The sequence below is a fragment of the Streptomyces spororaveus genome, from assembly GCF_016755875.1.
GTDB lineage: Bacteria > Actinomycetota > Actinomycetes > Streptomycetales > Streptomycetaceae > Streptomyces > Streptomyces spororaveus.
In genome coordinates this window covers 7,329,877-7,352,720 of sequence record NZ_BNED01000005.1, presented here as the reverse complement: position 1 = coordinate 7,352,720, position 22,844 = coordinate 7,329,877, and the positions used below count along the sequence as shown (strand labels likewise).

Genomic DNA, 22,844 nt, shown 5'->3' with positions numbered 1-22,844 from the left:
GGCCGCGGTCAGCGGCCGATCTGCTTCCTGGATATACCCCGAAGACGACGCCGCTGGGAGGAGTCCAGCAGGAGGTAGGCGGCGACTGGTACGCCGATCAGGACCAGCAGGCCCGCCCAGAACCCCACGGTCCAGAACAGCACGATGGCTGCCACGACTCCGGCAACCGCGATCTTTCCGCTCGTTGACATCTGCGGACACCTCCTTCTGCCGTCGACCACTACTACCCCGCTCAACGTGCCGTCACGACCGCGCGTTCCCGTGCACCCGAACGACTTCGCACGTGACCCGGGTCACGGCCGCGCCCGCGCCGTCGGGCGCCGTCGGGCGCCTTCGGTGGGGTACCCTCGGCCACCCCGTCCCCAGTAGTCAAGTTTGAGGAATGCGTGCTCTCCGAGATCTCCGACCTCATCCACCACCACGCCGTGTTCCTTCCCGCCGACCCGGCCCGCGGCGGCCGCATCGCCCTGTGGCGGACAGCCGGCGGGGCCCCCGGTGCTGGTGACGACGCCGGTACCACTGCCGGTGCCGGCACCCCGTCCCGCACCGGCGGCTTCGAGGAGCTCACCGTCGTCACCCCCGACCTCCGCCGGGCCACCGTGGTCGCGCTCGTCCTGCCCATGGACGAAGCGCTGCCCCTGCTCACCCGCGCCCGCGCCGCGGCGGCCGAGGAGGCGACCGCCACCCGCACCACCGACGGAACCGGTGCTTCCGCCACGGCCTTCTGGGGCGCAGCCGCACTGCTCGCCCTGCGCTTCGCCGCGCGCGGGCAGCTCCTGCCCGGGCTGAGCCGCGCCGGTCACGACGCCTGGAGGATCGGTCCGCTGGACGCCGCCGACCTCGACGAGGTCCGGGAACTGGCCGCCGCCATGCCGCCCACCGCCCACTGCGTGCCGCTGAACGCCGACGGGCCCCCCCGGCTGCCCGCGCCGGAGCCGCTGCTGCGGGGCTTCCTCGACGCCGTCGCCGACACCCTCCCCCGCTCCCCCGCCGCCCTCGCGGCCGCCGGTGGCCCCGCGTACGCCGACCGCCCGCCCCGGCTCCACCCCGAACTGCGCGGATGGGCCGCCGAGGTGGCCGCCGGCCATGACGCCGGGGTACGGATCTCCCTGCGGATCGAGCTCGACCAAGCCCTCGACGCGGCCGCCGCGGAGCAGCCCTCCGAGGCCGCCCCCGCCTTCCGGGCCGTCCTGCAGATGCACAGCCCGGCCGATGCCGCCCTCGTCGCCGATGCCGCCGACGTATGGGCCGGATCCGGAGCCGCCGCGGCAGCCTTCCCGCCCGGCGCCCGGCTGGACGCCCTCCGCGCCTTGCGCCGCGCCTCCCGCCTGTGGCCCCCGCTCGCCCCACTGCTCGGCGCGGCCGTACCGGACGCGGTCGAACTCGCCGACGAGGAGGTCACGGAGCTGCTCGGCGAAGCCGCCACCGCCCTGGCCGCCGACGGGGTCCAGGTGCACTGGCCGCGCGGGCTCGTGCGGGACCTGAGCGCCCGGCCCGTCCTCGGCTCCCCCGACGGCACCGCCGCGAGCGCCCGCCCCTCCGGTCTGCTCTCCCCCGGCGCCCTGCTCTCCTTCAGCTGGCGCCACGCCCTCGGCGACCAGGGCGATCTCACCCGCGCCGAACTCGACCGGCTCGCCGAGGCGAAGCGCCCCCTGGTCCGGCTGCGTGACCAGTGGGTCCTGGTCGATCCCGCCGCGGCCCGCCGGGCCCGCGCCCGCCAGGACCACAGCATCGCCGCCGCGGACGCGCTGGCCGCCGTACTCACCGGGTCGGCGGAGATCGACGGCAAGCGGGTCGACGTGGAGGCCACCGGTCCGCTGGAAGGCCTGCGCGCACGCCTCACCGCCGATCCGCAGGAGGCCGACGCCCCCGGCCCGCCGCCGGAGCTGCGGGCCACCCTGCGCGACTACCAGTTGCGCGGCCTGCGGTGGCTGGCCCGGATGACCTCGCTCGGCCTCGGCGCCTGCCTCGCCGACGACATGGGCCTCGGCAAGACCGTCACCCTCATCGCGCTCCACCTGCACCGCAACCGGCCCGAGGCCCACGAACCCGGAGCCGGAACCGGAGCCGGAACCGCCGGACCCACCCTGGTGGTGTGCCCGGCCTCGCTGCTGGGCAACTGGCAGCGGGAGATCGAGAGGTTCGCCCCCGGCACCCCCGTGCGCCGCTTCCACGGCCCGGGCCGCAGCCTCACCGGACTCAGCGAGCCCACCGGGCCCACCGGGCCCACCGGCGGGTTCGTCCTCACCACCTACGGCACCATGCGACTGGACGCGCCCGTACTCGCCTCCATCGGCTGGGGCATGGTCGTGGCCGACGAGGCCCAGCACGTCAAGAACCCGCGTTCCTCCACCGCCAAGGCCCTGCGCACCATCCCGGCCGCGGCGCGCGTGGCCCTGACCGGCACCCCGGTCGAGAACGACCTCTCCGAGCTGTGGGCCGTCCTCGACTGGACCACGCCGGGGATCCTCGGCCGCCTCGGCACCTTCCGCTCCCGCTACGCCGACCCCGTCGAGAGCGGCCGCGACCCGCAGGCAGCAGCCCGGCTGGCGGCGCTCCTGCGGCCGTTCCTGCTGCGTCGCAAGAAGTCCGACCCCGGCATCGCCCCCGAGCTGCCGCCCAAGACCGAGACCGACCACACCGTCGCCCTCAGCCGCGAACAGACCTCGCTCTACGAGGCGGTCGTACGCGAGACCCTCGCCGCGATCTCCGAAGCGGACGGGATGGAACGGCGCGGCTTGGTGGTCAAGCTGCTGACCTCCCTCAAGCAGATCTGCAACCATCCGGCCCACTACCTGCGCGAACACAGTCCGGCGGAGCGCGGCGCGAAGGCGGCCGGTGGCGACGGCGGACGCTCCGGAAAGCTGGAGCTCCTCGACGAACTCCTCGACACGATCCTGGCCGAGGGCGGCTCGGTCCTGGTCTTCACCCAGTACGTGGCGATGGCCAGGATCCTGGAGAAGCATCTGACTGGCCGCGGGATCGTCTCGCAGTTCCTGCACGGGGGGACTCCGGTGCCGCGCCGTGAGGAGCTCGTCGACCGTTTCCAGGCGGGCGAGGTCCCCGTCTTCCTGCTGTCCCTGAAGGCGGCGGGCACCGGGCTGAACCTCACCCGGGCCGGGCACGTCATCCACTTCGACCGCTGGTGGAACCCGGCCGTCGAGGAGCAGGCCACCGACCGCGCCTACCGCATCGGCCAGACCCAGCCCGTACAGGTCCACCGGATCATCGCCGAGGGCACCGTCGAGGACCGGATCGCGCAGCTCCTCGCGCACAAACGCGCCCTCGCCGACGCCGTCCTCGCGGGCGGCGAGAGCGCGCTGACCGAACTGACCGATGCCGAACTGGCCGAGCTCGTGGCGCTGCGCCCGGCCGCGCACGCGGGGAGCGAGCGATGAACAGCCGGGACCGAGACCGAGACCCGTACGAGAAGATCTTCCCGGCGGCGGCGCCCGACCCCGGCCGCGGCTTCGCCCGGACCTGGTGGGGCCATGCCTGGCTGCGCGCCCTGGAGGACAGCGCGCTCGACGGGACGCAGGTCAAGCACGGCCGCCGGTACGCGCGCTCGGGCGCGGTCGGCGCGGTGTCGGTCCGCCCCGGCGGGCTCACCGCGGTGGTGCGCGACCCGGACGGAACGGCGCACCGAACGGACGTACTGGTACAGGAGTTCACGGAAGCGGAATGGGACCGCCTGCTGGATCTGGCGGTCGCGGAGGCCGGGTACATCGCGGCATTGCTGGACCGGGAGGTACCGCCGGAGCTCGCCGAGGACGCGGCGGCGGCCGGGGTAGACCTGCTGCCCGGCATCGGCGACCTCGATCCGCGCTGCGACTGCGGCGAGTGGGACCACTGCCCGCACACGGCCGCGCTCTGCTACCAGATGGCCCGGCTGCTGGACCAGGACCCCTTCGTGCTGCTGCTCCTGCGGGGCCGGGGCGAACGGGAGCTGGTGGCCGAACTGGCGGAGCGGAGCACGACGGCGGCCGGCGCCGAGGCGGAATCGGATACGGGCACGGACGCGGATACGGATCCAGAGGCTCCACGAGCGCCCGCCGACGAGGGGGTCCCGGCGGCGGAGGTCTTCGCGACGGCCCGCATCCGGCCGGCTGCGCTGCCCCCGCTGCCGGGGCTGCCACAGGCACCGGGTCAGCCGCCCACGCTGGACACCGAGGTCGATCCGGAACCACATCTGGACGTGGACGCGGTGGAGTTCCTCGCCCAGGCGGCAGCGGCCGAGGCCCATCGGCGGCTGGCGGAGGCCCTGGCTCCGGGACACGCCGATCGCCCTCAGGCGGCCTCCCTCACGCTCGCCGAGGACGCCGTACGACTCACGGTCGAGGCAGGCGACTTCCGGGTCCGGTCCCGCCTGGCGGCGGCTACCGGGCGCAGCCGGGCCGATATGGAACTGGCCGTACGCGCCTGGGGCTTCGGCGCGGCCCCGGGCCTCGCGGCGCTGGAGGACGACTGGACGCCGGACCGGACCACACTGGCCCGCGCCCGGGCCGCCCTGGCCGCGGCCTTCGCGGACGGTGAGGCGCCGGTGCTCCGCCGGGTCCGCGCCCGCTGGACGGAGGCGGGCACCGGCCGCCAGCTCCGGCTGGGCCGGGAGGGGCGCTGGTGGCCGTACCGCCGCGAGGCGGGCCGCTGGATCCCGTCGGGCCCGTCCGCCCCGGACCCCGGGTCGGCACTGGAGGCCGATCCCGCCCCATGAGTTTCGGCCCCGCGCGGGCCGCGTACCGCCGGCGCCCTGGCCGACGTACGGCTTGCCGGGACCCGGAGCCGGGACGACGATGGGAGCGCTCCGTAGCTCCGCAATTCCGTAACTCCACAGCTCCGTAGCTCCACAGCTCCGTACCGCGGCACCACGGGAGGATGACATGGGCGATCCGTCGGTGGCGCTGCCGGGCGGGGCCGATCCGGCCGCGCGCACGCGGGAACTACGGCGGGCGCATGCCGCGTTCACCAGGGACGGACGGGTCGAGGCTCCCGTACGGGCGGTCATCGCGCGGTCCTGGCGGCGGTGCGCGCGGGCCCGGCTCAGCCCGGAGTGCGCTCCCCGGGTGGAGCTGGCGGAGGCGGATCTGCGGTCGTACCGCGAGGCGCACCCGCTGGCCCGGGTGATGCCGCTGTTCCGGGATCTCGTCGGGGCGTTCGCCGCGCACGGGGCACATCTGCTGGCGGTGTGCGACGCGCGCGGCAGCCTGCTGTGGGTGGAGGGCGAACCGGGCACCCTGCGCCGGGCCGAGGGCCTGGGCTTCGTCCCGGGAGCGCACTGGGCGGAGAGGGCGATGGGGACCAACGCCCCGGGGACGGCGGTCGCGACGGGCACCCCCGTGCAGGTCTTCGGGGCCGAGCACTTCAGCCGCCGGGCGCACCCGTGGACCTGCGCGGCGGCCCCGGTGAGCGATCCGCGGACGGGCAGACTGCTGGGCGCGGTGGACATCACCGGGGGCGACGGCCTGGCCCACCCGCACTCCCTCGGCTTCGTACAGGCGGTGGCCCGGGCGGCCGAAGCCCAGCTGACCCTGCTCGAACCGGATCGACGGGCCGCCGCGGACACCCTCGCCGCGCTCGGCGAGGACGAGGCGCTGCTGGTCACCGCCGGACGCAAGCTCCGGCTGGGGCGGCGGCACAGCGAGATCATGGTGCTGCTCGCGCACCATCCCGAGGGCTTGTCCGGCGAGGAGTTGGCGATCGCCCTGTACGAGGACGAGTCGGTGTCGCCGGTGACGTTGCGCGCCGAGATGTCCCGGCTGCGCGCCCTGCTGGGGCCGTCGGCGCCGCTTTCGCGCCCGTACCGCCCGGCCGGTCCGCTGGAAGCAGATTTCACCTCACTGACCAGGCAGTTGGCCGCCGGGGCGGTGTCCGCGGCGCTCCACCACTACCCCGGGCCCCTGCTGCCGGCCTCCGCCGCACCCGGTGTCATCCGGCTGCGCCGACGGATCGAGGAACAGGCACGGGCGGCCGTGATCGCGCGGGCCGATGCCGGACTGCTGACCGACTGGGTGTGCAGCCCCTGGGGCGCGGACGACCCCGAGGCGTGGCGGGCCCTGGCGGCCGCCCTGCCACCGGAGCGCCGACCGGCCGCGCTGGCCCGCGTCCACGCCCTGGACCGGGAGCTCGGCGCGCGTCCGGGGTCGCGCGGGCGGCGTGCAACGTATCCGCAACCTGCCCGCTCCTAGCCTCCGTCCGAGCGCTGTCCGACGGCGGCCGGCGCCCGGCAAGGGGAGGACACATGGCCCGTTACGCTGCGCCCGGTACCGAGGGGGCGCTGATGTCGTACGCACCCCGCTACGACCACTTCATCGGCGGCGAGTACGTTCCGCCCGCCCGCGGCCGGTACTTCGAGAACACCTCCCCCGTCAACGGCCAGGTCTTCACGGAGGTCGCGCGGGGCACCTCCGAGGACGTGGAGCGGGCGCTGAACGCGGCCCACGCGGCGGCGCCCGCCTGGGGACGTACCTCGGTCACGGAGCGGTCGTCGATCCTGCTGCGCATCGCGGACCGGACGGAGCAGAACCTGGAGGCCCTCGCGGTCGCGGAGACCTGGGAGAACGGCAAGCCGGTGCGGGAGACCCTGGCGGCCGACCTGCCCCTGGCCGTCGACCAGTTCCGGTACTTCGCGGGAGCCCTGCGCGCGCAGGAGGGAGCGCTGAGCCAGCTCGACGACGACACCGTCGCGTACCACTTCCACGAGCCGCTGGGCGTGGTCGGGCAGATCATCCCGTGGAACTTCCCGATCCTGATGGCGGTGTGGAAGCTGGCCCCGGCGCTGGCGGCTGGAAACACCGTCGTCCTCAAGCCGGCCGAGCAGACCCCGGCCTCCGTCCACTACTGGCTGGGCCTGGTGGCGGACCTGCTGCCGCCGGGCGTGGTCAACATCGTCAACGGCTTCGGGGAGGAGGCGGGCAAGCCGCTCGCGTCCAGCCCGCGGGTGGCGAAGATCGCCTTCACGGGGGAGACGGCCACGGGGCGGCTGATCATGCAGTACGCGGCCGAGCACCTGAAGCCGGTCACCCTGGAGCTCGGCGGCAAGAGCCCGAACCTCTTCTTCGACGACATCTGGTCGAGGGACGACGACCTGCGCGACAAGGCGCTGGAGGGCTTCACCATGTTCGCCCTCAACCAGGGCGAGGTGTGCACGAGCCCGTCGCGCGCCCTGATCGAGCGGGGCCGGTACGGGGACTTCCTCGACGCGGCCGTGGCCCGTACCGAACTGATCGTGCCGGGGCATCCGCTGGACACGGACACGATGATCGGAGCGCAGGCCTCCGAGGAGCAGTTGAAGAAGGTCCTGTCGTACGTGGAGATCGGCAGGCAGGAGGGCGCGAAGGTCCTCACGGGCGGCGAGCAGCAACAGCTGGAGGGCGACCTCGCGGGCGGCTTCTACGTGCAGCCGACCATTTTCGAGGGCGACAACCGCATGCGGATCTTCCAGGAGGAGATCTTCGGGCCGGTGCTGTCCGTGACCTCCTTCCAGGACTTCGAGGACGCCGTCCGGATCGCGAACGACACGGCGTACGGTCTGGGCGCGGGAGTCTGGACGCGGGACATCAACACCGCCTACCGCGCGGGCCGCGCGATCCAGGCGGGCCGTGTCTGGACGAACTGCTACCACGCGTACCCGGCCCACGCCGCCTTCGGCGGCTACAAGCAGTCGGGCATCGGCCGCGAAACCCACAAGATGATGCTGGAGCACTACCAGCAGACCAAGAACTTATTAGTAAGTTATTCACCAAAGAAGATTGGCTTCTTCTGAGAACTTGAGGACCACGCCTAACCTGCATAAAGGCCCCGTCAGGCACCGCACCCTGGTCTCCGGCCAGCTACGAAATCGCATGATTTCCAGAGTTCGCTTGCCTCCGATATCCCACTTCACACAGAAGATCCGGGCCGTGCACGGGCCAGCGCGAGGATGGCGCCGACGAGGTCGATGTCGGTGCCGGTGTGACGCCGGCGGCAAGGACGAGCTGGCCCCGGGCAGCGGCGAGGGCGGTGAGGAAACCGGCCCGGTCCGGATCATGCACATCCTCACCGAGATCAAGAACCGCGGCGTGAACGACGTCCTCATGCTCGTCTGCGACGGCCTGAAGGGCCTGCCGGAAGCCGTCGAGACGGTCTGGCCCCGCACCACCGTCCAGACCTGCGTGGTCCACCTGCTGCGGAACTCCTTCCGCTACGCCGCCCGCCAGGACTGGGACAAGATCGCCAAGCTCCTCAAGCCCGTCTACACCGCCGCGACCGAGGACGCGGCCCTGGAGCGGTTCGCCGAGTTCGCCGACGCCTGGGGCCGGAAGAATCCGGCGATCGTGCGCCTGGGGGAGAACGCCTGGGAGGAGTTCACGCCATTTCTCCGGTTCGACACTGAGATCCGCCGCATCGTCTGCACCACCAACGCGATCTGGGTGTTGTACTGCCGCTACCGGTCAGGGAGTAGCTACCCTGGGCGGCGCTCAAAGCGGTCCGCTCTGACTCTGAACGCGATTGGCGCCCGATGGGTTGCCCTGGATTCGAAGTGTCGGGCGGTTCCGTGAGCGCGGGCCTCGAGTGCCTGGCTTGAAGAGAGCCTGTCCGACTCAACCCAGATCTGCCGGCAGCACGAGGCCCGCGTTCCCACGGTAGCCGGTTCCCGGGAGGGGCAGTGGAGTTGGAAGTACGGCATGGTGTGGGCGGGATAGACCCCCACAAGCACAGCGCAACGTTGGCGGTCGTCGACAGCCACGGGCACCTGGTCGATGTGGTCTCCGTCCCGGTGACCACGGCGGGGATCAACGACCTTTTGGAGTTCCTTACCGACACTGAGCTGGTCATCGATCGCATCGGTGTCGAGGGATCTGCCGCGCTGGGCCAACCAGTGGCCGTGGCACTCTCCGCGGCTGGATACGACGTGCGCGAGGTGCAGCCGAACCGTACGGCCGAACGCCGTAGGCGCCGACGCCGCGCGAAAACCGACATCGAGGACGCCGAGGCGATCGCGCGCGAGACCCTGGCCGATCCCCAGTTGCCGCCCGCCGGGAAGCACGCGGCCCCCGAGGCGGCCTGGGAAGAGCTCACTGCAGTGCATGACTGGCGCAAGTCACTGATCTTGCAGCGCGTGCGGCAGCTTACTGAAGCAGAAGCGGTCCTGGTCTCGCTCCCCCTGAGCCTGCGGTCGCAGCTTCCCTCAACCAGCCGGGTTCTGCCACAGCTCGAAATGCTCGAGACTTCCGCCGGCCAGTGGGACGGGCTGGCCGCCGTTGACCAGGTGCGGCTGGATCGTCTGCAGGCGGCCCTGGACGACATCCGCCAGCTGACCTGCAGGATCAAGGCCCTGGACAAGAGGATCCCGCCCCTGCTGGAGCGGCTCGGCTGTACTCTCACCGAGCTCTGCGGCATAGGAGCAGTCACCGCTATGGACCTGCTGGTCGAGGTCGGAGATCCCGGCCGGTTCACCACCGAGGCGCAGTTCGCCCGCTGGTGCGGGTCGGCCCCCATCGCTCTTTCGTCCGGAGAGGGCCACGGGCCGGTGCGGCGGCATCGCCTCGACGTGGGCGGCAACCGGAACGTGAACTCGATTCTTCACATCGTGCACGTCACGCAGGTCAGATGCCACGAGCCGGCACGTTCCTACGTCGCGAGGAAGATCGCGGAGAACAAGACGAAACGCGAAGCCCGCCGAGCCCACAAGCGTCAGCTCGCCAACGTCATCATCCGCCACATGTGGAGAGACGACGCTCGCCGCCGCACCTGGCCAAGCCCTCTCCCCGCAACCGGTTGACAAGAGAGCTTCGAGTCCGTGAACGCCAGGATCCGGCGGGCGGTCAAGGCCCGCGGGCACTTCCCGAACGAGACCGCAGCGTTGAAGTGCGTCTACATGGCGATCATGTCGCATGACCCCACAGGGAAGGGCCAGGCCCGCTGGACCATGCGCTGGAAAACCGCCCTGAACGCCTTCGACATCACCTTCGACGGCCGACTCTCCGCAGCCCGCCAGTAACCCCGACCACCCTTGATTGTCACTCTTCGTGTCCGGACTGATACGGTGCGAATGTGTACGCGTGATCAGTAGTCGGCTTCGCGGCATCGTTCGCGGTCATGGTTTTCGACACAGCGAAGCCTGATCGGTCCTCAGCCGTGATGTGACCGGCAAGCGAACAGTGGTTCCGGCGTTCACGATGACGGGCCTCTTACCGCACGCCCGTCTCTTCGGTTTGCCCACCTGGAGGATTTGCATGTCGCTTTTAACATCCCGCGGCACGGTACGAGCGGATGCACCTGCGCCGTGGGACTGTTCGGCGGTTGATGCGTTGCTTGCACGGTTCCTCGCCGACAAGGAGCAGGCATCGGGCGGTCCTGAAATCGCGATGTTCGTGGAACTGCTGGAAGGGTTCCTGTCGGGCGGCAAGCGGCTGCGCCCGCTGCTGTGCTACTACGGCTGGCAAGCCGCAGGTGGGCACGGCGGCACCATCGCCGTGACTCATCTGGGCGCCGCATTGGAGCTGTTCCACGCCGGCGTTTTGATCCATGACGACGTCATGGACGGCAGCGACGTCCGGCGGGGCCGTCCGACGGTGCACCGCACGCTCGCCGGAAGCCATGCCCGGCATGCCTCGCCCGACCGTTTCGGCGTAAACATGGCGATCCTGCTGGGTGATCTCGCGCTGTGTTGGTCCTACGACCTGCTCCAGGTCGCCGAGCTGGCCACCCCTCGGGCAGGAACGCTCAGGGCCCTGCTGGACGCCATGCGCTTGCAAGCCATGACCGGCCAGTACCTCGACCTTCTCGCGACGGGAAGCTCCGCCATCGCAGTCGAGGAAGCACTGGCCATCTGCCGTGCGAAGACCGCCCGTTACACCGTGGAGTATCCCTTGCTGGCCGGTGCGCACCTGGCGGGCGCCGATCAGGGCATGCTGGCCGCGTGCAGCGCCTACGGCGTTCCGCTCGGTGAAGCCTTCCAGCTCCGTGATGACCTGCTCGGGGTCTTCGGTGACCCGGGAACCACCGGCAAATCCGATCTTGACGATCTGCGTGACGGCAAGCACACCGTGTTGCTGGCCATTGCCAGGCAACGTGCCGACTCGGTCCAGGCCGGCGCTCTGCGCGCCCTGATCGGGAACGCTCGGCTCGACCGTACCGGTGCCCAGGACGTCCGCGACATTCTCGTCGCCACGGGAGCGCGCGACGCCGTTGAAGACATGATCGACCAACGCCGGGTGCGTGCCCTGACTGTTCTCGACAGCTTTCCTTTCCCGGCTGCCGCGGCCGCATCCCTGAGGCATCTGGCCGACATGGCCACCCGCCGCGACCACTGAACAGGCCCTCACCCCGAACAAGGAACTGTCATGGCAAGTCGGCATGTCCCCTCACTCCTCGCCCCCGCTGCTGCACCGGGTGATGACTCCCTCTTCGATGTCGGCCTGCAGCTGGTGGAGCGGCACGACGGAGGAAGGAAGCCACAGGAATTCGAGATGCAGGGGTTGCGGTGGGATCTCATTCCCCAGGTGTTCGCTCCGGTCCACACCGACTCCACCCAGCTGTTCACCCAATGGCTGCCGTTCCCCGTAGGGGGGAGCTTTCTGGAAGTGGGCTGCGGAGCCGGCGTGACCGCGGTGATGGCGGCGCTGGCGGGGTGCTCGCGGGTCACCGCGGTGGACATCAACCCCGAGGCGGTGCGCAACACCGAGCTCAACGCCGTCCGCCACGGTGTGACCGACCGGATGAACGTGCTGCACAGCGATCTGTACGACGCCCTGGCGCCCGGTGAACAGTTCGACGTGGTGTTCTGGAACTCCAACGTCATCTGCGCCCCCGAGGAGTTCGTCTACACACGCCCCATGCAGCACGCGATCTTCGATCGTGGCTACGCCACGCACCACAGGTACCTGCGCGAGGGCCTGGCACGGCTGACCGATTCGGGTCGCCTGTTCCTAGGGTTCAACAGCCTCGGTGACCCCGGCCGGCTGAACTCACTGGCCGCCCGGTGCGGTGTGCGGCTCACGGAGCGGGAACGGACGACCCGCCGGGCTGGTGACGTTCCAGTGACGTTCCAACTGCTTGAGGCCGTCGGCGTCCGCGATGAGCGGAGGAGCGCGTGACCGCCACGCAAACGCCGGTCGCCGCCTCGATCAGGCCCCGGCCCAAAATGATCAGCTACCTCAGGCTCGCCAAGGCCCGGGTGTACCACTACGTCTATGGCTGGGCCCTGGGGCTGCTGCTCCTGCGATCGGACGGTTTCCTGAGCGGCGGCACGCCGCTCGCCATGGCTTTCATGCTTGTCGGCACGCTGGCCATCCAGTGGAGCGCGTCAGCCGCCGACGACGTGAGCGGGTTCTTGAACGGCAGTGACGCCCGTAACTACGCGGGACGGCCACTGGTGACGAGGGTGAGGAAACCACTGCTCACCGGCGCTCTGACCTCGCCGGAGGCGATCGGGTTCGCCGTCGTGACGTGGATCGGCGGAATACTCACGATCTCGCTTGCCGCCGGCGTTCTGGACTGGCGGGTTCCCTTACCGGCCATGGTGGTCGCCTTCAGTGTGCCGGCTCTCGCTGTCCAGTACTCCTGCGGCCTCAAGCTGAGCTACCGGCCGCTGGGGCTCGAGTCGACGATCTTCTTCACCGGTGTCTGCACCGTACTCGTGCCCTACTGGTTCGCCGCCGGAACCGTCAGCCGTGAGACGCTCCTCATGAGTGCGTTGTTCGGACTGTGGTTGCTCCTGGTGGTGTCGTACGGGAACGCCTCCGACCGGGCAGGAGACGCTGCCGTCTCCCGGAAAACCCTTGCCGTCGTCCTGCCACCCCTGGCGTTCGCCGTCGTACTTCATGTGCTGGTTGCGGTCAACGCCGTACTGCTTGTTCTGCTTTTCACCACGACACGGCTGAACGCGGGATTCATCGTGCTCAGCGCTCCCGCGGTGGCACTCCAACTCGCCCAGCTGTACTACGGGGTGTACCGCCGCCAGTTGCGCAAGGCCCGGTTCCTCGTGCTGATCTCCATCGACCTCGGGTTCCTCGGCCTCGCCACCGCGCTCCTGACGGGGCGCCCCTCATGAACCAAAGCGCTGGCGACCGGGCTGTCGTGCTCGGAGGAAGCATCGCCGGAACGTTCTCGGCCAGGGTCCTCTCAGAGTTCTACCGTGAAGTCATCGTCGTTGACCGCGACCGGGTGGTCAGCGTGAACCGGCCCCGGCGCGGCACTCCCCATGCCGGGCATGCCCACGGACTGCACGCCCGCGGCTGCCTCATCCTGGAGGAACTCTTTCCCAACCTGCTTCGGGACATGCTGCACGCAAAACTTCCAGTGGGGGATCTGGGCGAGCAGCGCTGGTACTTCAACGCCCGGCCGTTCCGGTCCACGCGGACCGGCTTACCGTCCGTGACCGCCCAGCGGCCCGTGTTGGAGGAGTACTTCCGCGACAAAGTCGCCGCGCTGCCCAACGTCACTTTCCTGGAGCGGACTGACGTTCTCGGCTTTCTCTCCACACCGGACGGCAGACAGGTGACCGGGGTCCGGCTGCGCTCGACGGCAGCGGATGCCGGAAGCGCATTCAATCTCGACGCGGATCTGCTCGTCGATGCCACCGGCCGCGGATCGCGCACGCCGGTATGGCTGGAGGAGCTTGGGTACGAGCGACCCGTCGAGCAGCGGATGGCGATCGGTCTGGCCTACACCACACGGCTCTACCGACGCCGCCCGGACATGCTCAACGGTACGCAGTTCATCAACTGCATTGCATCACGCGAGTTCCCGCGAGGGGCGTTCTTCGGTCAGGTCGACCGGAAAACCTGCATCGTGTCGCTGACCGGCATCCTCGGCGACCATCCACCGACCGATCCCGGCGGATTTCTCGCATTCGCCAGGTCTCTGCCCGTCGCTGACGTCTACGAGCAGATTCGGCACGCCGAGCCGCTGAGCGACCCGGTCTGCTTCCGCTTCCCGGCGAGCGTGCGCCGACACTACGAACGGCTGCCTCGCCTTCCCGAGCGGCTACTCGTGCTCGGCGACGCAGTGTGCAGCCTCAACCCCAACTACAGCCAGGGCATGACCGTCGCGGCCATGGAAGTGATGGCCCTGCGCCGGCGCCTGTCACGCGGCACGCCGAGCACCATCGCGTTCATGCGCGAAGTCGGGCGGATCGTAGACCAGCCGTGGTTCATCTCGACGACCAACGACCTCAAGTACAACGGAATGGCAGGGCATCGTGGGCTCACCGCGCGGATGGGGAACGCGTACGTGACGCGGTTGCATCATGCGGCGGCGAAGGACCCCGCCGTCACGAATGCCTTGATGCGAGTCGCAGGGCTGATCGACCGGCCGACCGCGCTCATGCGCCCACGCGTTCTCCTCGGGGCACTGCGACCTCAGAAACCGGGGACAGGGCCCGTCGAGTGACCGGACCGCCCACCGCTGCGGTGCCAACCGACCTGGCCGGCCCAACGCGCGGCCAGCACCTCCACGGTCCGGGGATGACCGGCCGCTTCCTTACGGCGTTCGCCACCTCGACCTGCTCCCCCCTTGGCCGCCCAGCCACCAGGTCACCGGCGGCGTCGCGACGGCTCATGCTCCGCGGTACCCGCCTGCCTCTGCTGCGCTGGCCCGGCCGGACCAGCCAGAGCAGAAGCGGCAGAACAAGGCACGTACCGGGCCGACAACGTGATCGTTGGACAGGGCCTGCGACACACCAGGGAAGGCGCGAATGAAACCGTCGAGACGACGAGCCTGGCTGACCGTGGTCCTGGCGATGCTGGCCGCGGTGTGCGCCGGTGTCCTGGCGCCGACTGCGATGGCATCGCTGGCCACCGGCGGCTCGGTGGCCACCGGGATCGAAGCAGTGCACGCCCAGCGGCGGGCCGAACGGCTGGGTGTTCCCTCTCCAGACCTGTTCCTCGCCCTGTCCCCCGCCGGAACGCACCCGGCGCAGCCGCCTTTGGCAGACGGCGTCGTGGCAGTGGCCGCAGCCCTGGCCGGCGACCGCGAAGTGGCCGGCGTATGGACCCCCACCGCGCGCGAGAACACGTGGTTGCGCTCCCGGGATGGCAAGACCATGCTGGTCGCCGCCCGTTTGAAGAAGACGGACGGACAGCCCCCGCCTGATGTCTCCCGCCTGATCAAAGCCGCCCGCACGGCGGCCGGCGGCCTGCGGGTGGAAGCCAGCGGTCCAGCTGCCGCCAACGAGGAAATCGACGAAACAAGCGCACGCGACCTCATGCGGGCAGAGCTGATCACAGCTCCCGTACTGTTCCTGCTGCTGGTCTTCGCCTACGGCTCCCTGGTAGCCGCCCTCCTGCCGGTCCTGGTGGCCGTGCTGGCAGTCGGCTGCACCATCCCCGTGCTGGGACTGCTCGCCCAGGTCACCGAAGTCTCCTGGGCAGCGGTCAACGCCGCCTCAGCGATCGGCGCGGGACTCGCAGTCGACTACAGCCTCTTCCTCTTGGCCCGGGTCCGCGAGCAGCGCGCACGAGGCGACAGCGCACAGCAAGCGCTGTCCACCGCGCTGCACTCCACCAGGCGGTCCATCGTCTTCTCCGCCGCCGCGATCACCGCCTGCCTCGCGGCCGCACTGGTGGTGCCCGTACCGGTATTGCGCGCCCTGTCCATGGCGGGCATGATCGTCGCGATCCTGTCCGCCGCCGTTGCCCTGCTAGTACTACCCGCTTTCCTGCGTCTGCTCGGCCCGCACACCTACGCTTTCGATCCCTTGTCCCGGTGGCGACGCACACACCACGAGAACGGCAGCAAATTCTGGCGGTCCACCGCCCGCACGGTCACCACACGTCCCCTGCTCACCACCGCTCTCGCGGCCGTCCTGCTGGGAGTGATCACGCTGCCGCTTGGCCACGCCCGGCTCGGCCTGGCGGACGAGCGCACTTTGCCGCCCTCCGCCCCGGCGGCGGCCGCCGCCCAGCACGTCAGGGACGCCTTCGCCGCCCCACCCGAACGGCTGCTGACCTTGGTCGTCACCGGCCCCGATACCGCCCGAGGCCTGCCCGCCTACACGCAACGACTGGCCCGCGTCCCCCACATCATCGGCGTCCGCATCGTGCGCCCCGCCCAGCCCGCGAACGGACCCAGCCTCACCGGCCGCCCCTCCCCCGCCGCCGTGCTCCTGCTCGCCTCAGCCGCCGACCCCGGCACCGAGCAGGCGGCAACAGTCGTACGGGCCGTACGAGCCACAACCGCACCCGGGGCCGTCCTGGTGGGCGGCCGGGCCGCAGAGGTCACCGACACCATCACGGCCATCCGCAACACCATGCCCCTGTGCTTCCTCCTCCTGGCCTGCGCACTCCTGACCCTCCTCGCTGCCTACACCCGCACGATCATCGCTCCGATCAAAGCCGTCCTGGTCGCCGTGGCCAGCCTGGGAGCCAGCCTCGGCATCCTGGTAGTCCTGTTCCAAGACGGCCACGGCCGCACCCTGGTCGGCAACTTCACCGTGACAGGAACCCTCGACACCCCCATGCTCCTGTTCACCCTCTTCGTCACCCTCGCCCTGTCCATCGACTACGAGATCTTCCTCCTCGGCCGCATCCGCGAGGAATACGACCGCACCGGCAGCAACCGCACCGCCGTCATCGATGGCATCGCCCGCACCGGCCGCCTCGTCAGCAGTGCCGCCGCAGCCCTCGCCCTGTCCGCCGCAGCCATGGGCACCTCAGACGTCAGCCTCCTCAAATTCACCGGCCTCGGCATCGCCATCGGCGCCCTGGTCGACGCCGTTCTCGTACGCGGCATCCTCGTCCCTGCCGTCATGGCAGCACTCGGCCCCGCCAACTGGTGGACGCCCGCACCATGGCGAAAACCCGTCACCGCCTCCTGAACGGCGCTGATCAGCCGGACCGGACGACGAGAGCCTGGTCCTGATCGGATCCGACGTTCCTATGTCGCCGCTGTCGGCCGGGTGGTCGCGCGGCGGCGGGGGCCAGGAGTTCACCGCCGAAGAACGTAAGAACGTCGGCGGAGTGGTGACCCCATCCGCCGGTCAGGTCAGGTTTGGTTGACGCGGCGTGATTCCCCGCCCGGCGACGCCGCTCACCCAGCGGGTCTATCGGGCTGTGGAGCTCGTGCCACACCCTCAGCGGGAAGACCGCAACGAAGTACCACACCCGCGCTTCATCCTCGTCCCCGCGCTCCACGAGGAGCTGGAGGTCCTCGTGCCCGAGGACCGGGGCGACCGTGGAAACCCGGACCGCCCGATGCTCAGTGCAGTGGAGCACGCGAAGGCGCACCGAGCGGTGCCGCGCCGTAATCTAGCCCAGCTCGCCGAGACGGCGCGGCGGACGCCGCTGCGAGGACCGCTGCGGGGGTTGTCGGCTTCCTACAATCGGTCGCACCCTGGCGATCAGCCTCTCGGTCCGGCCGACCGCTCTCGCTGCCCGCCTTCTCCGAGCCCGCTTCCGACGCTCCCGTACCCGCCCAGGCGGGTGGGCGCCGGCTGATGCCGGTCGAGCAGGGCGCCGACTTCCGCCAGCCGCCCGGCGAGACCGAGCCCGAGCCCGCACCCGCCCCGGCCCGACGTCCGCTCGCCCCCGGCGGCCTCACCTTCTCAAACCCGGACCGCCATATCTGAGCGCTACCACCACTGGTTGCGCCACGTCCAGGACCAGCTCACCACCTAGCCCCACCGCCCGGTGTGCCAGCGCCTCCACCTGGACAGTGGTCGTAGCCGGCCCGGCTCCCGCCTCGGATACCGTGTTCCTCTACGGGGTGCCATAACGGATGTGACGCCCCCCACCGGAGGTAGTCAGCGTATGAGTTCAAAGCGCAGCAAGAATCCAGCCCTGCCCGTACTTGACGACGCATTCCGACTCGCGTCGGTCAAGGACACCGAAGAGTCCACCCGTGACTTGGCCGCACGGCTGGCCACCACCGAGCTGCGCCGCGTTTCCCACCCGGGCCGGGTCACCTGGGAACCCACCGATCAGGCCGAGCCCGTACCGGTCCCGCCGACTGTGGTCGACGGTGACGGGGACCTGTGGCTGCGGGACCGGGGCACTGGCACCTGGACCATGCCCGAGTTCAACCCGAAGGAGTTCCCGGCCCGCTGTGGCGAGGTTCTGACGTGGAACCAGCTTGCCTGCGAGTTCGGCCCGCTGACCGCACTGGCCGACGACCGCCGCATCGGCGGCGGCCGGCGCTGACCGCGCAGCCTTCTGGGATGACCGCGCCCCTGAAGCGCCCGTTACGGGTAGCTGGGAGCTCCAGCTCACCGCCGAGCTCGACGATGGCGGCGAGCAGGTGAGCGTGGTGGTGGCGTGCGACGGCCTCGAGCAGCGTGGTGCGGGCCTGGCGCCACCCGATGTCCTCGGTGCGGCCGGCGTCTGTGGACCAGCCGGGTAGCGGTCGGCCTTCAGTTGCCGTGGTGAGCGCGCGGCCCAGCTCGCCGATCGACTGCTGCCAGTCGGCCAACTGCCTGAGCAGGCAGCGCACCAGCTCGTCGACGACGGCCGCCGGGCCGGCGCCGAAGGCCCGCGCTTCGGCGGCGGACTCGGCGAGGACGTCTTCGTCCAGGTCCTCGAGGGCCTCACGCCACGGAGCGGCCGCAGCGTCGAAAGCGGCCAGGGCGGCGTGCAGCTCGGCGTCGAGAGCGGCGGGCGAACACGGCAACGGGGTGCTGATGAGGATTCGTGAAAATGGCTCTGCCCGGAGTTCCGTGAAATCCCAGGTCAGGAGCCGCATGCTGGAACGTTTCGGCAGGGCATGCGTGTGGTGGGGGTTTGCTCGCTGGATGATGTGCTGTTCCCGGGCGTCGATGTGCGTTTGGAGGCCATGCAGTTCACGGCGGAGGCCCTGGTCGTGGTGGCGGCCGCTTGCGGGCCGCCACCTAGATGCCCGGGATGCCGTGCCCGAGCTCGGCGGGTGCATTCGTGCTACGAGCGGTCTCTGGCCGAGCGGCCCTTGTCTGGGAGAAAGCTGCTCGTGCGGCTGCGGGTCCGGCGGTTCTTCTGCGACTGGGCCTCGTGTCCACGGCGGACGTTTGTCGAGCAGGTCAGCGGGCTGAGCGAGCGTTATCGCCGCTCCAGCCTCGGGCTGAAGACCTGGCTCCGCCAGGTCGAGCTCGGCGGGCGGGCCGGCGAACGGCTGTGCCGCCGCATGCACCTCGCCGCCGGACGCACGCGACTGCTGGAGCTGCTGGAGCTGCTGGAACCACCGACGGCGCCGGAACGGTCTCCGCGAGTGCTCGGAGTCGACGAGTTCGCCTTCCGCAAGGGCCGCACCTACGGCACGATCCTCGTCGACGTGGAAGCCGGCCGCGTCGTGGACGTCCTGCCCGACCGCACCTCCGAGACCTTCGCTGCCTGGCTGCGCGACCATCCCGGCGCCGAGATCCTCGGATCCAGAGACTCGCTCTGGCATCGCACGGTCCGAGCCGCCCGGTGAAGCAGCGATCGCGCTTGCAAGGCCTGCTGGGGCGGCCACTGTCGGGCCTCCGAACCGCCAGTGGCGCCGGGTTGGTCGAGCCCCTCCCGAGGCGCGTTCGTTGCCCGTACAGGACTTCGTTGCCGTACAGGACTTCGTCACCGCGCGGACCGCTCCAGCGGTCCGCCACGTCGGAACCTGTCCCCAACACGTCTCCAACCAGCCGACTTCGCTGCCGCCTCCTGCAGCTGGTGGCGAACAACCAAAAAACGCTGCGGTCGGGGTGAATCAATATCTGTCACCGCGACCTAAGGATTTAACGGATCCCGCGGGGAGAGTTTCTACCGCAACACGGCGGCCGGAAATATTCAACGCACACAAGCCGCTGCAGCGTGCTACTGTCGTTCTCGGTTGCAGTTTTGGTACCCAAGAACTTCAAGCGCCTCCAGACTGGAATTCATTCCACTGGAAGCGCTTTGTATTTTCCGGTCGTTTACCGGGCGGGGCATCATCGCGGCGACACGGCGTCCGCACAGTGCAGTCGCCGATGTATTGCCCCAAAGGAGATATGACATGGCTGCTGGTACCGTCAAGTGGTTCAACGCGGAAAAGGGTTTCGGCTTCATCGAGCAGGACGGTGGCGGCGCTGACGTGTTCGCCCACTACTCGAACATCGCCGCCCAGGGCTTCCGCGAGCTGAACGAGGGCCAGAAGGTCACCTTCGACATCGCGCAGGGCCAGAAGGGCCCGACGGCCGAGAACATCGTTCCCGCCTGACGCTGACACGCATTCTGCAGCTGGGGCCCGCATCCCTCGGGGTGCGGGCCCCAGCTGCACGTATTTCCCGCGGTGGGTCCACCCGCGGCATTGAGCATGGAGACACTCGGCCGAGCGGCTCTCTCGGATATGCACCCGAGTCAATTATTTTGGTTGCCGCGCCTACATGGCGCCACCTTATTCCAGCGACTGAGCGCGTGCAGACTTTCTGTCCGCCAGATCTGCTTTCGCATTCCATTCGGCCCGTTCTCGCAATTCCCTGCGCCGCTCCTACGCTGCGGGAATTCCTTGATACGTGCCGTATCAAGGAAGGTTCCGCATGAACCCCACGCGTACGAACGAGCGCTCCTCCCGCAGCCGCACCGGCGGCCCCGCTTTCGGCGCCGGCTCCGGTTCGGGCCGGGGCAGCCGCTTCGGCTCTTCGGCCCCGAGCCGCTCCGGAGGTCCGAGCCGCTCGGGCGGCTACGGTCGTCGGCCCGCCGCGATCCAGGGCGAGTTCGCACCGCCGAAGACGATCACCCCCGCACTGCCCGCCGTCGAGGCCTTCGCCGACCTCGCCATGCCGGCCCAGCTGCTCGCCACGCTCACCCGTGAGGGCATGGTCACGCCGTTCCCGATCCAGGCAGCAACCCTGCCCAACACCCTCGCGGGCCGTGACGTCCTGGGTCGTGGCCGCACCGGCTCGGGCAAGACCCTGGCCTTCGGCCTCGCGCTGCTGGCCCGTACGGCCGGCCAGAGCGCCGAGTCGGGCCGGCCGCTCGCACTGGTCCTCGTACCCACCCGTGAGCTCGCCCAGCAGGTCACCGCCGCGCTCACCCCCTACGCCCGGGCGGTCAAGCTGCGCATGGCCACCGTCGTCGGCGGCATGCCCATCTACCGGCAGGCACAGGCGCTGCGCGCCGGAGCGGAAGTGGTCGTCGCCACGCCCGGCCGCCTGAAGGACCTCATCGACCGTGGCGACTGCCGGCTGAACCAGGTCGCGATCACCGTGCTCGACGAGGCTGACCAGATGGCCGACATGGGGTTCATGCCCCAGGTCACCGCCCTGCTGGACCAGGTGCGGCCCGAAGGGCAGAGGATGCTGTTCTCCGCCACCCTGGACCGGAACGTCGACCTGCTGGTGCGCCGCTACCTGACCGACCCCGTCGTGCACTCCGTCGACCCCTCGCAGGGCGCCGTCACCACGATGGAACACCACGTCCTGCACGTCCAGAACTTCGACAAGCAGGCCGCCACGACCGAGATCGCCGCCCGCGAGGGCCGCGTGATCATGTTCCTGGACACCAAGCACGGCGTGGACAGGCTGACCGAACACCTGCTGAGCAACGGGGTGCGCGCCGCGGCCCTGCACGGCGGGAAGTCCCAGCCCCAGCGCACCCGTACCCTCACCCAGTTCAAGAGCGGGCACGTCAGCGTCCTCGTGGCCACGAACGTCGCGGCCCGCGGCATCCACGTCGACAACCTCGACCTCGTCGTCAACGTCGACCCGCCGACCGACCCCAAGGACTACCTCCACCGCGGCGGCCGCACCGCCCGCGCCGGCGAGTCCGGCAGCGTCGTCACCCTGGTCACCCCCAACCAGCGCCGCGAGATGGCACGCCTCATGCAGGCCGCGGGCATCACCCCGCAGACCACCCAGATCCACTCCGGCGACGAGGTCCTGACCCGCATCACCGGCGCGCAGGCGCCCTCCGGCATCCCGGTCACCATCACCGCACCGGTGTCCGAGCGGCCCAAGCGCAGCACGGCCTCCCGCGGCCGGCGCGGCCCTGCTTCGGTCGCCCGGCGGGCGAGCGCGCGGCAGTCCGCCTTTGATGCGGCGGCCTGAGAACCACGTGATCAGGAAACTGACCCATCTCTGCAGGAGGCAGATTTTGACGCTGGTCCAGATGCAGCCCCGCTCCGCGCATGCCGACCTCGCGCACCGGACGGTGGACGACGCCATGGAGGCGGCCGGTCCGCAGGTCTGTGACGACATGACCGTCGAGGTGGCCCTGGCCGTCACGGCCAGTTCCCGCACGGACCATCTACTCGTCTGCGACGAGGACGGCCTCTGCACCGGGCTGATCACGCGCGAGCGGCTCAGCGCCATCCGCGACAGCGCCGCGTACACCGACCGGCTCCGTCTGCGCGATGTCCTCGGCGACCGTGGGCCGTTCACCTCGCCCATGACCACGATGGCCGAAGCCGAGCACGCGATGCACTACCGCAGGCTCGACGCCCTGCCCGTCGTCGATGAACAAGGCAGCGCCCTGGGCGTCCTCGCCCTCGCACGCTGAACCACCTCACCGTGGCCGGACCCTTCCCCTCTTCACCCTGTGAGGCATCATGCGCTGTGTCATCGCCCGCTTCCCGTTCGACCTGACCAAGACGGGCGTCCTGGAGTCCATGAAGGGCATCAAGCCCGAACAGGTCATCGGCGAGTCCGTGATCATCGGCCGCCGCACCTACCCCGTCAAGCAGGTCGGCCAGGTCATCACCCGCCAAGACCGCCGCGACTTCAGCGCCGGCGAAGTCCTCCGCGCCATGACCCAGCTCGGCTTCACCTGCCGCGGAAGCCTCCCCCGAACCGCCATGGCCACACGCGCACTCAACCCCCTCCAGCGGGCCTCCGCGATGCTCGGCACCCCCGTCACCGCCTGACCAGTGGGCCCGGCGCATGCCGCCACCCGAACAGCGAAGAGGGCCCGACCGGCACGCGCCGGTCGGGCCCTTCGCATACCCACAGGGAA

18 protein-coding genes and 2 pseudogenes are annotated in these 22,844 nt (G+C 70.3%); 19 read left to right on the top strand and 1 reads right to left on the bottom strand.

Annotated features, from left to right (window positions below; genetic code table 11):
- Positions 1-8: 8 nt before the first annotated feature.
- On the bottom strand, positions 9-191 hold the full coding sequence (locus Sspor_RS35625; RefSeq protein WP_202202783.1) for a tail-anchor membrane protein: 183 nt from the start codon (positions 189-191) through the stop codon (positions 9-11).
- A gap of 195 nt (positions 192-386) precedes the next feature.
- Between Sspor_RS35625 and Sspor_RS35620 the strand changes: the two genes are divergently transcribed.
- The 19 genes and pseudogenes from Sspor_RS35620 (at position 387) to Sspor_RS35530 (ending at position 22,755) form a co-directional block, all read left to right on the top strand.
- Positions 387-3,398 carry an SCO1167/SCO6262 family helicase gene (locus tag Sspor_RS35620; protein WP_237404173.1) on the top strand — a complete coding sequence of 1,004 codons (3,012 nt, stop codon included), beginning with the start codon at positions 387-389 and terminating at the stop codon, positions 3,396-3,398.
- Complete coding sequence (locus Sspor_RS35615) at positions 3,395-4,711, top strand: SWIM zinc finger family protein (RefSeq protein ID WP_202202782.1); 1,317 nt, start codon at positions 3,395-3,397, stop codon at positions 4,709-4,711. Before Sspor_RS35620 ends, Sspor_RS35615 begins: the two co-directional genes overlap by 4 nt.
- 166 nt (positions 4,712-4,877) lie before the next feature.
- Complete coding sequence (locus Sspor_RS35610; RefSeq protein ID WP_202202781.1) at positions 4,878-6,182, top strand: GAF domain-containing protein; 1,305 nt, start codon at positions 4,878-4,880, stop codon at positions 6,180-6,182.
- Between the two features lie 53 nt (positions 6,183-6,235).
- Complete coding sequence (exaC, locus tag Sspor_RS35605) at positions 6,236-7,759, top strand: acetaldehyde dehydrogenase ExaC (RefSeq protein WP_202202780.1); 1,524 nt, start codon at positions 6,236-6,238, stop codon at positions 7,757-7,759.
- Between the two features lie 196 nt (positions 7,760-7,955).
- Positions 7,956-8,426 (top strand): annotated as a pseudogene (locus Sspor_RS35600) (transposase); the annotation flags it as partial.
- A 215-nt stretch (positions 8,427-8,641) separates the two neighbouring features.
- Positions 8,642-9,757, top strand: a complete 1,116-nt coding sequence (locus tag Sspor_RS35595; RefSeq protein WP_202198328.1) for an IS110 family RNA-guided transposase — start codon at positions 8,642-8,644, stop codon at positions 9,755-9,757.
- A gap of 6 nt (positions 9,758-9,763) precedes the next feature.
- Positions 9,764-9,976, top strand: a pseudogene (locus Sspor_RS35590) (transposase); the annotation flags it as partial.
- A gap of 235 nt (positions 9,977-10,211) precedes the next feature.
- A complete protein-coding gene (locus tag Sspor_RS35585) occupies positions 10,212-11,291 on the top strand; it encodes a polyprenyl synthetase family protein (RefSeq protein WP_202202779.1) in 1,080 nt (359 codons plus the stop codon).
- 114 nt (positions 11,292-11,405) lie between these two features.
- Entirely contained in the window at positions 11,406-12,074 is a 669-nt protein-coding gene (locus Sspor_RS35580) for a methyltransferase (protein ID WP_237404172.1), read from the top strand.
- The gene (locus Sspor_RS35575; protein WP_202202777.1) at positions 12,071-13,030 is read left to right on the top strand and encodes a UbiA family prenyltransferase; all 960 of its coding nucleotides are present in this window, start codon (positions 12,071-12,073) and stop codon (positions 13,028-13,030) included. The genes Sspor_RS35580 and Sspor_RS35575 overlap by 4 nt, the downstream gene beginning before the upstream one ends.
- On the top strand, positions 13,027-14,370 hold the full coding sequence (locus tag Sspor_RS35570; protein ID WP_202202776.1) for an FAD-dependent oxidoreductase: 1,344 nt from the start codon (positions 13,027-13,029) through the stop codon (positions 14,368-14,370). The genes Sspor_RS35575 and Sspor_RS35570 overlap by 4 nt, the downstream gene beginning before the upstream one ends.
- A 304-nt stretch (positions 14,371-14,674) precedes the next feature.
- Complete coding sequence (locus Sspor_RS35565; RefSeq protein WP_202202775.1) at positions 14,675-16,795, top strand: MMPL family transporter; 2,121 nt, start codon at positions 14,675-14,677, stop codon at positions 16,793-16,795.
- A 618-nt stretch (positions 16,796-17,413) separates the two neighbouring features.
- Positions 17,414-17,545, top strand: coding sequence for a hypothetical protein (locus tag Sspor_RS41200; protein ID WP_272934856.1), 132 nt, complete (start codon positions 17,414-17,416; stop codon positions 17,543-17,545).
- Between the two features lie 181 nt (positions 17,546-17,726).
- Positions 17,727-18,116, top strand: coding sequence for a hypothetical protein (locus tag Sspor_RS35555; protein ID WP_202202774.1), 390 nt, complete (start codon positions 17,727-17,729; stop codon positions 18,114-18,116).
- A gap of 559 nt (positions 18,117-18,675) precedes the next feature.
- Complete coding sequence (locus Sspor_RS35550) at positions 18,676-19,356, top strand: transposase (RefSeq protein ID WP_202202773.1); 681 nt, start codon at positions 18,676-18,678, stop codon at positions 19,354-19,356.
- Positions 19,357-19,908: 552 nt separating this feature from the next.
- Positions 19,909-20,112 (top strand): cold-shock protein, encoded by a 204-nt coding sequence (locus Sspor_RS35545; protein ID WP_008734853.1) that lies wholly within the window; start codon positions 19,909-19,911, stop codon positions 20,110-20,112.
- A 319-nt stretch (positions 20,113-20,431) separates the two neighbouring features.
- On the top strand, positions 20,432-21,940 hold the full coding sequence (locus Sspor_RS35540) for a DEAD/DEAH box helicase (RefSeq protein WP_202202772.1): 1,509 nt from the start codon (positions 20,432-20,434) through the stop codon (positions 21,938-21,940).
- A 46-nt stretch (positions 21,941-21,986) separates the two neighbouring features.
- Positions 21,987-22,391 carry a CBS domain-containing protein gene (locus tag Sspor_RS35535; RefSeq protein WP_202202771.1) on the top strand — a complete coding sequence of 135 codons (405 nt, stop codon included), beginning with the start codon at positions 21,987-21,989 and terminating at the stop codon, positions 22,389-22,391.
- Positions 22,392-22,440: 49 nt separating this feature from the next.
- On the top strand, positions 22,441-22,755 hold the full coding sequence (locus Sspor_RS35530; protein WP_202202770.1) for an SCO5918 family protein: 315 nt from the start codon (positions 22,441-22,443) through the stop codon (positions 22,753-22,755).
- The last annotated feature ends 89 nt before the right edge of the window (positions 22,756-22,844 follow it).